The following is an 11,527-nucleotide window of genomic DNA, read 5'->3' as shown; positions in this document are numbered from 1 at the left end:
GCCCGAAGCTGCATGCCTCGCTCGCGGAGGTGTCGAGGTCGAACCTATTCCGCCGGGACCGCAGAGTAGGCTCGTTCGGCCGTCGCCCAGGCGACCATGGCCAAGCCCAAGGCTACAGCGAAAGGAGTGCGCCCGCCCAGTTCGGCGAGGCCAGGCCGAACCCGGCCGCGATGGTCGCGCCGCCGGCCCATGCTCCGATCGCGTTGCCGAGGTTGAACATGCCGATGTTCACCGATGCAGCCATGGTGGGCGCGCCGGCGCGGCTGGCGCGCTCCATGACCAGTTTCTGGATCGGCGACACGGTGGCGAAGCCGAAGGCCGCCATCAGGAATACCGAGACCGATACCACGGCCGGGCTGCCGACGCCGAGCCAGAAGACGACCAGCACCGCAGCCTGGGCTGCAAGCGTCACGAATAAGGTCCCGAACAGCGAACGGTCGGCGAAGCGGCCGCCGATCCAGTTGCCGACCACCAGCCCCAGACCGAACAGAACCATGATCCGCGCGACACCCGCTTCCGAGAGGCCCGCCTCCTCGACCATCATCGGCGCGATATAGGTGATCGAGGTGAAGAAGGCGGCGGGGCCGAAGATCGTGATGCCCATGGCCAGCAGCACCTGCGGGTCCATGAAGGCGCGCAACTCGGCCTTCAGCGCAATGGCCTTGCCCGGCTCGATCCGGGGCACCAGCAGCGCGACGCTCAGCGCGGTGACGAGGCCGATCCCAGCGATCAGCCAGAACACCAGCCGCCAGTCGTAGACCTGCGCCAGCCAAGTGCCGGCCGGCACGCCGATCAGGTTCGCCATGGTCAGTCCCGAAAACATGAAGGCGATGGCGCTGGTCTGCCGATCCTTAGCGACCAGCGAGGCGGCGATGATCGAGCCGATACCGAAGAAGGTGCCGTGGTTGAACGCCGTCAGGACGCGGCCCGCCAGCGCGATGGGCAGCGAGGTGTCAATCAGCGCACAAAACTGGGTCTGACTCAAAGTTGGTGCATTTTCTGGTTTACGCCGGGGCGAGGAGCCTTGCCCTGAGCAGATCGATGTTTGCGCGGCCATACATCTGGCGTTTGAGGGTCTTCAGCCGATTGATCTGCCCCTCTGTCTGCCCGTTCGACCAAGGTTCGCGCAAGGCGGCGGCAACGGCGGCGCAGTCGCTGCGAAGGCCACGGGCAAAGGAAGCGATCATGCTGTCTGCCGCCTCATCGAGCCAGCTGGCCAAGACATCCTCACGCCCGTTTCGAACCATATCCGTGAACCTGTCGGCGAGCGCCCGGGCGGTCGCAAGGGCTGGCAATGCCGCTTCGATCTGCGCGACCTGAAGCGCATCGGCTCTGGACAGGTGATCCCGCCCCATGGTCAGGAGCCGCGCAATCCTGCGCGCAGGTGGTGATTTGCCCGTCCCGTTCGGCACAGCTTGCTCGGCGCGGCGCTGGCGTGTCGCCCATTCTCCGACGACCCGAAGACTGCCGCGGAAACCATCCTCCCTGAGGCGGCGCCAAAGCTCGGCGCCATTCCGGCAACCACCGTTCCATTCCCGCTCCAGCCGTGGCAGCCAGGGTGTCAGACTGCTTTCGCGGATGCGGAAGACATCTTCGCGCTCGCCACGCAGGATCTGGCGAACGAGCTTGCGGCTGAGGCCGGTCGAGCGGACGATACGCTTGATGGGCAGGCCCTCATCGGCCATCGTCCTCACCATCCGATTGGTTTGCTGGCGACGCCGAAGGCCTTCGTATTGCAGCCTTTCCGCTGCCGTCAGCAGCGCGGGATCGAGCGTCTTCGCCCCGATCGCCCTGCGGATGACGGGCATGCTGCGCTGCACGGCCGCCAGGAATGCGGCACTCGCGTTCTCAAGCAGATGCCAACGATCGGCGACCTGAACCGCCTGTGGCAAGGCACGGGTGGCGGCACCGCCATAGCCGCCGTTGCGGTCGCGGGCGATGATCCGGATGCCGGGATGTGCGCGGAGCCACGCTTCCACGGTGGCAGGCTCGCGATCGGGCAGCAGGTCGATCACCTGCCGCCGTTCCAGGTCGCAGATCATCGTGCCGTAACGCTGCCCCTTGCGCCATGCCCAGTCATCGATGCCGATGACACGCGGTGGTTCGGAGACGGGGCCCATCAGGCTCCGCGCCCCACGCAAGAACGTGTCTTTGCTTGCCGGCACCAGAAGGCGCCGGGCGAGCGCCTGAGCAGGGCGTCCGCCGAGGGCAAGACCGAGGTGGCGCACAAGCTCCTGCAGGCGCGAGGTGCGTCGCATATGCGGTCGGGTGACGCCGGACGGAAACCGTTCGGCGAAAATCCGGGCCGGACAGCCGGGCGCGCGGCAGCGAAAGCGACGAACCTGCAGGACGATTTCCACGGCTCGCCCATGCGCAGGAACATCGGCCGGGCGACGTCGATACCGACTGTGGACATGGTCCGAAATGCTCCCGCAGTGTGGACAGGCGGCCGCGGCCGCCGAAGAGCGGGCATGGATACGGATCGTATTGCCATCGAGCTCGATCTGATCGGCCGTAAGCCCTGCCGGCAGAAAATCTCGGCGTGAAAACCATGCCGTCATCGGTAACCTCCCTGGAAGAAGGCCAAAATGTAGCGAGGTTGAAGCTAAACTGCACCAAATCTGCGTCAGACCCAAGATTGCATGCCGAAACACATGCGGGCCATTCCAGGGAAAATATCGATAGCCGGAATCCCGTATCGGATTCCGGCCGAAAGGCGTGGCTGATGTGGGGGACGGAGCCGCCGCTCACATGCGTGGCTGATGCCGCAAATGAATGAGGGGATAAGGCCTTCCCTGCCCATCATGGGGAGACCTTCCCGTGCGGACAAAGCCGACATGCTCGTAGAACGCGAGCGCCTCTGGATTTTGCTCATTCACATCGGTTGTCAGCTCAGGATGGGCCGCGATGGCTAGGGATATGAAGGCTTTGCCGATCCCCTTTCCATGTTGATCCGGGTCGATAAACAGTGCCTCCAGATGACCGTCATGCAGAAACATGAAACCCTGCGGCGTGCCTGCGGCATCGACTGCAAGTTGCAGGCTCACCCGTGGGAAGAACTCCATAAGCTCGGCCTCAATGGCCGACTTGTCGACGGGCGCAAGGAAGTGATGAGTGGCGTCGACCGCCCGACGCCATATCTCCATGACGCGCGGCAAGTCCTGATCTGTTGAAGGTCTGAAAGTAAGCATGGCGCTCGTTAACATAACCTTCCCACTGTCCGCAAAGGGCTCAAGGCGACTCTTGCCGCGTGCGGGAATGGAAACTGGCGGCGGAAGCGATGCGGACGAAGCTGCCATTGGCTTGGCCGCCGAAAATGCTCCGGTCAAAGTCGAATTGCCGTTTCCTCTTTCGCGGTGCGGATCACCATCATGGTGAAGAAGCGGGCAATGTTGGTTTTGTCGCGGAACAACCTGTCGCAGAGCGCGTCGAATTCTTCCATGTCGCGCAGGCGCAGCATCAGGACGACATCGGTCTCGCCTGTCACGGCATAGGCCTGCGATACGGCTTCTTCGGCAATCGCAAGATCCAGAAAGCGGCGCATGTGCTGCTCTCCATGAAGCTTCAGTTCGACCGTGACCAGCGCCTTCAGCACGCGCCCGGTTTTGGCGGGATTCAGGATCGCGACAATGCGGTCGATGATGCCCGTCTTGCGCAGCCGCCGGACCCGGCGCAGGCAACTGGATGGAGACAGCCCGACCTCGTCGGCCATGTCCACATTCGTTCTCGACGCGTCACGCTGCAGAAGGTTCAGAAGCTTTCGGTCTATCCGGTCCATTTGTGTCATTCCTTCCCAGGCCAGGAATGCAATAAAATTGCACGGATGCGCAATCTTTGACCGTATATGCGATAGGGCTCGGGGTAGAAGATCAGGGCAATGTCACAGGAGCCCTCTGATGCCCATCCTCACAGCCGCCTTGCGCAAGACGCTGGAAACGCTTGAAATCTATTGGGTTCTTGCCCGGATCATGGTTCCGATCACGATCATGACGGAACTGCTGTCGCGGATGGGTGTGATCGAGGCGATCGCCCCTGCATTCGCGCCGGTGATGAGCCTTGTCGGGCTGCCGCCGGAATTGGGGCTGGCATGGCTGAGCGGAATGCTGGTCGGAATTTGGGGGGCTGTTCCCCTGATCTTCGTCCTTGTCCCGGCGAGTTCGCTGAGTGTGGCGGACATCACGGTTTTCTCGGCGCTGCTTCTGTTTGCGCATGGCCTGCCGATCGAGCAGAAGATCATCCAGAAGGCGGGGCCCGGGATGATCGCGACAACGCTTCTGCGCATCCTGGGCGGCGTGCTCTACGCCTTCCTGCTGCATCGCCTGCTTGCCGCCACGGGCTGGCTGTCGTCGCCGGCGAACCCGACCTGGATTCCGATGAGCGCCACACCCGAATGGACAGGATTCTTCACAAGCCTCCTGGAGACGATGATCTCCATGCTCGTCATCCTCCTGGCCTTGTCCTGGGGGCTTGAGGTGCTGAGAGTCACGGGGCTTCTGAAACTTTTAATGAAGGCGCTCGCGCCCTTGCTGCGGCTTGCCGGCATACGGGGAGAGGCCGGGCACTTCACCGCGGTCGGTCTGTTCCTGGGAATTTCCTATGGCGGAGGCCTGTTGATCCGCGAGGCGCGGTCGGGTGCGGTATCGCCACGCCAGGTCTTTGTCTCGTGCGTTTTCATGGGGTTCGCGCATAGCGTCATCGAGGACACCCTGATCGTCGTGGCGCTTGGCGCCGACATCGGCGCCGTTCTTGGAGGGCGGCTCGTTTTCGCCCTAGCCGCGACCGCTGCGGTTGCCGCTGTTCTTCGATCCGTCTCCGACGAGACCTTCTTCACCTGGGCATTCCGCGCACCAAACCCGCAGGCGGTCAGCCGATGAAGCGATCTCGTCTTCGGTGGCCGCGGCCTCGAGTTCCTCGAGTTGCAATTCCATCTGGTCGATCAGGCGGGCGCGACGTTCCGAGCTGTGGCCGTATTGCTCGCGCCGGAGATGCTTGATCATCGCCTCGGAGGTCGAGACCACCGCCCGGGTCTGCGCCAGCTCGCTCTCGGCGGCCTCCGCACGGGCCTCCGAGGCCGCGAGCGCGGCGCGCAATCTGGCGATCTCGGAAGCGGCAGGCGTGATTGCTCTTTGCTACGCATATGTCTAGCGCCGCAAAACACGTTGTGTTTAACTGGCCTCGAGATGTATCCAGAAGTGTCCACGCGATCGGGGCGGTAAAAAATTGCGATTCAGAAATATTTCAAATTGGGAAAATAAGGACGAAACTCGCGGCCTTTTGTTTTTTGCCCAACGTTGCGACGAGCTCACGTTTCCTTACTCTTTAGATAGCTACAAGTCTCCGACCACTTCATTGAGAGGACTCGCCTCGGAAGCCCTTTCGCTAGTGAAGGATGCTGGGAGTGCGCCTGCCGCTCGCCAGAAATCTGCTAAAAAATCAGCCTCGCAAATAATAAACGAACTTAATTTTAGGTTTTCTGGGAATTGGATCGCGAGGCAATGTGTGGCGGTCGGGTTTGAAGAGCTGAGCAAATTGGATGTGGAAACATCTTCGCTAGACGACTATCGCCGTTGGCTTGAGGTTATTCTTTCTGAACTCGATGGACAGCAGTATATTGCCGAAATTGTTGATCAATTGATACTGCTAGCCCGAGAGGGAAAAGAGAAAAGCAAGATAGACCTATTGGCAAGAGAGTTCACATCGACCCTCCAAGGGTTGGGGGTATCAAGGGATCACATAAACGCTAGTGTGTTAGACTTCTTTTTCTCGGAAAGAAAGATTTCAGATGTTGAGACAATCAAAGACTTCTGCAGGGTCGTTTATCCACACATGCACAGATACAGCGTCGCATTGGGTGTGTCAGATGAAATAACATCCATAAGCTCCGATAGCCTCAAAGAGATGGATATCTTGAGGTTAGATGAAGGCGGCGATAACGAAGGCGTGCAAGCGGAGACGCACTCCAGTCTCAAGGCTGAGCTAAGGGCGAACCAAGTAGTCCTGATTTCTGTTAGAGCTACAGATTACAACTCCGCAGCGAGTCTTGCCCAGAAGAAGATTGATGATGTGGGATCTTTCTTCAAGATATTTAATCATAGATCGACATTCTCCACAAGCGATCAGGCCGTTGCGATTCAAGCCTGTTGTGATGGAGTCAGCAAGACGCTCGATCTTGGCGGAAATCATATGCATTATATTCGCGATATGAGGATGGCGAAGGCCTCTGTAAATTTCAAAAGATATCATGAAGGAATAACGTTAGACGTTGGGTCGGATAGAAACAAATTCAGAAATATAATTAACATCCACGGAATGAGCCTCTCTTCGGCAAGTCCGGACATTCAACTGGTGAATATCTGGACCCGCTTAGAAACCGTATCACCATCTCGAGGAAACCAGTCGAATGTTGATGCGGTCGTTAAGGCTATCGTTCCTCCGATTATGCTTGGATATATAGACCGTATAGTGTCGAATGCGATTTTCGACATTTTGAAGTGGGATCGAAGATCGTTCACGAGATCTTTACAGAAAGCTCAGATTGAGCACCTGCCAGATCTAACTTCAAAGTTCGTCTCCCTTCTGACAAATCCCGCGAACGAAGCCGCGCTTGAAGACCTGCTGGGACGATTCAAGGACTTTGAGTTGCTTCGGTATAGAATCTATACTCTAGCCCTCCTTCTGCGTGATCAGGAAAAACTTAAGGATAGGGTCACCACACACCAGAAGCTGATCACTTGGCAAATCCACAGAATATATCGTTCTAGAAATCGAATCATTCATTCAGGGACATCCCCACAATTTACGGGATACTTAGTTGAAAACGCACATGACTTCTTCGATATTGTTCTAATGTTTTGCATGGAGTTATCCAACACAAAGAGTGGCTACGACACCTTTGAGTCCTGCTTTGACTTCGCAGAAGGAGCATACGGCAGATATCTTTCCGCTTTACATGACAGCGCGAATAGTGATCGCCTCTGGAGTCTCCCAAAGCGAAAAGGGAGAAGCTTCATATTCGATCGAGAATTGCCTTGATCTATATCTTCCTGAAGTTAGATTGGCCCTGCTTTTCCTATTTTTGTAGAAAATTTGTAGAAAAATAGACTGAGGTGGCGACTGTAGGACATCTAGAATGCTGCGCATCAGCGAATGGCGGCTATGGGCTCTTCGCGGCGATGACATCGCCCTCGGCTGGTAGGCCTTTTGGGTCAGAAATCTGACGGAGAGCCAGAAATATCTGACAGACGACAGCTGCGGTCCATTTGCCGGATTCGAACAGGCCGAGCGCGTGCAGGACCGGCAGCGTCTCCGTGGCTACCCATGACGCTCAGGCTCGATATATCGCCGGAATGCGGCGAGGATCGCCCCGTCATCTTTCCCGAACCCATGCGCCGGGGGCGCCGTCGAAATCGACATGGGCACGGGTCAGCCAGTAGCAGAGCATCAGATTGCTGATGCGAGCCGGCCTGAGCCTCAGGATGTCGCGGACGACATCAAAAATAACGCCATTTCCCGTATCGAACTGGAACAGCGGCAACATAGTCTTGCCATTCTGAACCAGAGCGATGACGGCATCATCTCGGGCCATGGCCTGCATTGTGGCGCCCGGGTCGTCCGTTTCGATGCGCAAGAGCGCACAGGCCTGCGATGCATCGATCAGGTCGAGGCTGGCCAGGAGGCGCTCCGCCACGCGGGCTTTGTGAGAGAAATTTTCCGACGGCATTCTATTTCCCCTTGGGAACGGCCCGGTTCCGCATCTCATCGAAGCTGAATCCGACCGGAAGCGTGACTTCCTTGACGGAAAGATAGCCGCCGATGCATTCCGGGCAGACATGCCGGCCTTCCGGCAACCATGTGCGCATCGTGTCCCCCATGGTGACGATCGTCGCGTTCGTCGCGGCCACGACGATCCGCCCCTTGCGCACCACGGCCTGCCCGGAGACCAGGGCCGGATCCAGGATCGCGCCGCAGCCCGCACACAGCACCGTCGGCCAGGCGCGGCCGGGTTCGACCTGATCCCAAAGAGGATTGACCGGGAGGCTGGCTGCACGGCGTTCGATGTCCTGCAGCGTGACCGGCCGGAAATCCCAGGCGTCCACGCCGGTGTTGACGCTGTTGCACGAGCCTTGCCAATTCTGATGAACATGGCCGAAAAGTTGCAAACCTTGGTGTCGTGCGCCGGGCCATGTGATCATCGGATAATGACAGAGGAACAGCCGGCGCTTGTCCACGACGATGTCGGCCGTTTCCGCCACGCTGTCCCAGGGCAGGTCGCAGACCCAGTCTTCATCATGGTTGCCCCGGATCAGGTGTTTCCGGCCCGGTAAGGCATGGAAGATGCCGCGCACCTCGCGCCGTTGCGCATCGGTCGATCCTCCCGCGGTGAAATCTCCGAGAATCCAGAGGTCGTCATCGGGCTGGACCCGTGCCCGGCAATCGGCCAGAAGATGTGCATTCATCGTGGCCACATCCGGGAAGGGGCGGTCGCAGAAGCGGATAATATTGCCGTGCGAATAGTGCGGATCGGCGGTGAACCAGTGCATATCAGCCCTCCCTTCCGGAGGCGGCCCGGTCCGCCGTGTCGATCTCGCGCACCAGCATGATGTATTGGGCCAGGAGCTTCTGAAGCAGTTCCGGATCATTGATGTTGGTGAATCCGGGAAGGGTGAACCGGATGGCTTCAGCCTTCTTCCCGTTCAGGGATTCCGCCAGCTCCGCTGCAAGCGCATCTATGGACCGGCCGAGCCGATACCAGCGCGACGCTGTCCGGGCCCAGCCGGCTTCGGGATCGATGGCGATGAGCTGCGAGGTGTGGATGCTTGCATTGCCGAGGAGGGGGTGATCGGTCACTTCGCCCCAAAGCATCATATGCCTGTCCGGCGAAATCGCCGCCTTCCAGTCCGATAGGACCGGCGCCTGGGCAAGGTCCGCATCCGACGGGCCGGCCTCGGCGGCGGCGATGGCGCGCAGCACCTTGTCGAACCAGGCGCGGTCGATGGGTGAAAGTTTCATGATGGTTTCTCCGGTTTGATGGTATGAAGGGGGCGGCTGCGACGCTGCCGCAGGCGCGTTGGATTCCGGGAAGTATGGAAAGATGGATGGGCCGGCTCAGTGGAGCGTCGGCCCCTGTTCGAGATCGGCGGCGCGTTGCAGCATGCGGGCCGCGACCCGCAGGCTGGGCCGATGCTGCCGCAGCGAGGGATGGGAGAGGATCTCGCAGATCGCCTCGATGGAGGTCTCGGACAGGTTACGCTTTGCGCCTTCGCGGCGCACGAAGGCCTGCAGTTCCGCAAGGGTGAGATGACGCAGCCGGATCGGCGGGCAGCGGCTGAGCAGCGGCTCCGGCAGCAGCCGGTAATCGTTGGATGTCAGCACCCAGATCACCCAGCTCATGTCGAACTTCACCTGGTAATAGGGACAGCTCCAGCGCCTTGCGGTCAGCGGCTCCAGCAGCGGCAGAAGCGCCTCGGCCAGGCCGAAGGCATGCCCGTTCGTGGATGTGGCCCGACCGGCCTTTTCGACCTCGTCGACCACCATGACCGGATTGGCGATGCGGCTTTGCAGAATGGTTTCGATCAGTCGTCCCGGGTGGGAACCACCCCAGCCTCGCTGCGAGCCGACGATGCCAAACGAGGCGTTCTCGCCGGTGGCCTCGATCACCGAGGTGGTCGTGGACAGCAGCTGGCCCAAGCGCCGGGCCCAATGGCTCTTGCCGATGCCTGGTGGGCCGTCGAGCAGAAGGGGCGGCACCCGCAATCCGGGCCAGCCCTCGCGCACCGAGCGGCGCATGGCCCGCCAGACCACCTCGGTGGCCGGGGCCATCCAGGACATATCGCCGTGAAGTCCGGCAGCAATCTCATCTGCACGGTGCTCGCTAGAGATCTGGACCAGCCGGGCGCCATCCTTCAACACCTCCAGCCGCTCTCGGTCATCGCGCTTCAGATGTTCGAGGCCCGAGGCCGCCTTGCGGCGCTCGATGATCCGATTGACCCGACGCTTGATGCGGGCCTCGTCGTCATCGCTGAACCTGATGATACCCATCAGATCCGTGTCCGGGATCTCGCCTGGCGCGTCGATCTCGTCGGGCGGGGCCGGAAGGTCTGGCGGAATCCTCCTGCAGCGAAGCTTGCGCAAATGCCGCATGAAGCGGGTTTCGAGCTCAATGCGGTCCTCTTTCGGGTCGAAGAAGCGGGCTTCTATGAAGGGGATGGTGGACATGGGAATACTCCGGGCATGAGGGGGCCGTCGGCCGAGGGATGCCCGGCCGGGAAAGATGGGTTGGAGGAATGGCGGTCAGGCGCCGGGGAAGATCAGGCCGCGCAGCAGCAGTTCTGCCTCACCGCCCTCGGGCACCTCGTCGGGATAGCCGAGCGAGACGTTGACAACCGGCGCGCCGCGGATGCGGGTCGAGAGCGGCCGATGCGTGTGACCGAAGAACCAGTAATCAGGCCGGTGCGCCTTGATCCAGCCGTCAAGATCCGAGGCGAAGGCCGGGCTGATGCTGGAGATCGGACCGGAGACCGCCGCGCTCGGGGCGTGATGGGTGACAGTGACGGTCTGCCCCTGCCAGGGTTTGGCAATCTCCCGCGTCAGCCAGCCGAGATGATCGCGGTGAATCTTGACGGTGTCCTCGGGGCGGATGAGCCCGCCCTCCACCCGACGGATCTGGGCGTAGTCCAGCATCCCCATCCCGGCGCGCGCCATGGCCGCCTCCGGATCGCCGGTCAGCGCGAAGTCGGTCCAGAGCGTGCAGCACAGCAGGCGGCAGGTGCCGAAGGTCAGGACCCGCTTCTGGGCAAGGCGCGCCCCGGCTTCCGTTGCGATCCGGGCCAGAATGTCGTCGTCGAGCGCGGCACCATAATAGTCGTGGTTGCCGGGAATGACCCAGATCCGGGCGGGCGAGACCAGCCGCGCGATCCGGGACAGCGCCCAGGGCCAGTTCCGCTGCGGATCATTGGCGAGGTCGCCGGCGATGATCAGCGCGTCGAGGTCACGCAGCACCGGCAGGATGCCGGAGAACGGATCGCGCCCGGCGCGGGCCCAGAGGTCCAGATGCAGGTCGGCGGTTATCAGGACGTTCATTGGCTGCGCACCTCTGCGGCAAGATCGAGATCAAACCGGCCCTCGTTCTGATTGAAGAAGCGGGCCTCGAAAAGCGGGATGCTGGCCATGGGATACTCCGGGCATGCGGGGGCTATCGGCCGGGAGAGGCCCGGTCGCGGAAGAGGGGGGGCTGGCTCCTTTTCAGAGACAAGCCCGGGCTGTTCGGAAAAGCAGGCGCTATTCCGGTGTGAAGAGTGACGAGTGGTGATGTTCCAAGGTTAGTAGCGGGACGGAAACGGACCGTGACCGGCAGCCGATCATGGGGCGGATGCCCTGACGATGCGCAGCCATCCAAAACTCGTCAATGGGACCGCACTCGAACTGGACAAGCGTGAAGCGACCGCGGGGCCAAAAGGGGTGTCCATCAACAATGGATTGATAAATAAAGATAAAGTGAGCCCAGAAAAATCCTGGGCTCACTTTACGC

General features: G+C 60.6%; 11 protein-coding genes and 1 pseudogene. 2 read left to right on the top strand and 10 right to left on the bottom strand.

Annotated elements, in window-relative coordinates; translation table 11 throughout:
- Positions 1–112 precede the first annotated feature (112 nt).
- The 4 genes from NBE95_RS09175 to NBE95_RS09160 all read right to left on the bottom strand — a co-directional run bounded on the left by NBE95_RS09175 (position 113) and on the right by NBE95_RS09160 (position 3,778).
- Positions 113–985, bottom strand: a complete 873-nt coding sequence (locus NBE95_RS09175; protein WP_289893593.1) for an MFS transporter — start codon at positions 983–985, stop codon at positions 113–115.
- A 19-nt stretch (positions 986–1,004) separates the two neighbouring features.
- Positions 1,005–2,561: an ISL3 family transposase gene (locus NBE95_RS09170; protein ID WP_289893592.1), complete on the bottom strand. Its 1,557-nt coding sequence runs from the start codon at positions 2,559–2,561 to the stop codon at positions 1,005–1,007.
- 186 nt (positions 2,562–2,747) lie between these two features.
- The gene (locus NBE95_RS09165) at positions 2,748–3,191 is read right to left on the bottom strand and encodes an acetyltransferase (protein WP_289893591.1); all 444 of its coding nucleotides are present in this window, start codon (positions 3,189–3,191) and stop codon (positions 2,748–2,750) included.
- Positions 3,192–3,325: 134 nt separating this feature from the next.
- Complete coding sequence (locus NBE95_RS09160; RefSeq protein ID WP_289893590.1) at positions 3,326–3,778, bottom strand: Lrp/AsnC family transcriptional regulator; 453 nt, start codon at positions 3,776–3,778, stop codon at positions 3,326–3,328.
- Here NBE95_RS09160 and NBE95_RS09155 point away from each other — a divergent pair.
- Positions 3,711–4,874 carry a nucleoside recognition domain-containing protein gene (locus tag NBE95_RS09155; protein ID WP_354670350.1) on the top strand — a complete coding sequence of 388 codons (1,164 nt, stop codon included), beginning with the start codon at positions 3,711–3,713 and terminating at the stop codon, positions 4,872–4,874. The genes NBE95_RS09160 and NBE95_RS09155 overlap by 68 nt on opposite strands.
- Here NBE95_RS09155 and NBE95_RS22380 read toward each other — a convergent pair.
- A pseudogene (locus NBE95_RS22380) lies at positions 4,872–5,120 on the bottom strand (transposase); the annotation flags it as partial. The gene NBE95_RS09155 and the pseudogene NBE95_RS22380 sit on opposite strands and share 3 nt — an antisense overlap.
- A 229-nt stretch (positions 5,121–5,349) precedes the next feature.
- Here NBE95_RS22380 and NBE95_RS09145 point away from each other — a divergent pair.
- A complete protein-coding gene (locus tag NBE95_RS09145; protein ID WP_289893588.1) occupies positions 5,350–7,032 on the top strand; it encodes a hypothetical protein in 1,683 nt (560 codons plus the stop codon).
- A gap of 334 nt (positions 7,033–7,366) precedes the next feature.
- Here the strand turns inward: NBE95_RS09145 and NBE95_RS09140 are convergent, their stop codons facing one another.
- The 5 genes from NBE95_RS09140 to NBE95_RS09120 all read right to left on the bottom strand — a co-directional run bounded on the left by NBE95_RS09140 (position 7,367) and on the right by NBE95_RS09120 (position 11,079).
- Positions 7,367–7,720, bottom strand: a complete 354-nt coding sequence (locus NBE95_RS09140; RefSeq protein WP_289893587.1) for a hypothetical protein — start codon at positions 7,718–7,720, stop codon at positions 7,367–7,369.
- A 1-nt stretch (position 7,721) separates the two neighbouring features.
- Entirely contained in the window at positions 7,722–8,540 is an 819-nt protein-coding gene (locus tag NBE95_RS09135; protein ID WP_289893586.1) for a metallophosphoesterase, read from the bottom strand.
- 1 nt (position 8,541) lies between these two features.
- Positions 8,542–8,970 (bottom strand): DUF6634 family protein, encoded by a 429-nt coding sequence (locus tag NBE95_RS09130; protein WP_289893585.1) that lies wholly within the window; start codon positions 8,968–8,970, stop codon positions 8,542–8,544.
- A gap of 135 nt (positions 8,971–9,105) precedes the next feature.
- A complete protein-coding gene (locus NBE95_RS09125; protein WP_289893584.1) occupies positions 9,106–10,215 on the bottom strand; it encodes an AAA family ATPase in 1,110 nt (369 codons plus the stop codon).
- Between the two features lie 75 nt (positions 10,216–10,290).
- Positions 10,291–11,079: a metallophosphoesterase gene (locus NBE95_RS09120; protein ID WP_289893583.1), complete on the bottom strand. Its 789-nt coding sequence runs from the start codon at positions 11,077–11,079 to the stop codon at positions 10,291–10,293.
- Positions 11,080–11,527 lie beyond the last annotated feature (448 nt).

This window comes from Paracoccus sp. TOH (assembly GCF_030388245.1).
Lineage (GTDB): Bacteria > Pseudomonadota > Alphaproteobacteria > Rhodobacterales > Rhodobacteraceae > Paracoccus > Paracoccus simplex.
Note: the sequence above shows the minus strand (reverse complement) of the source record. Positions and strands in the feature narration are given on the sequence as shown.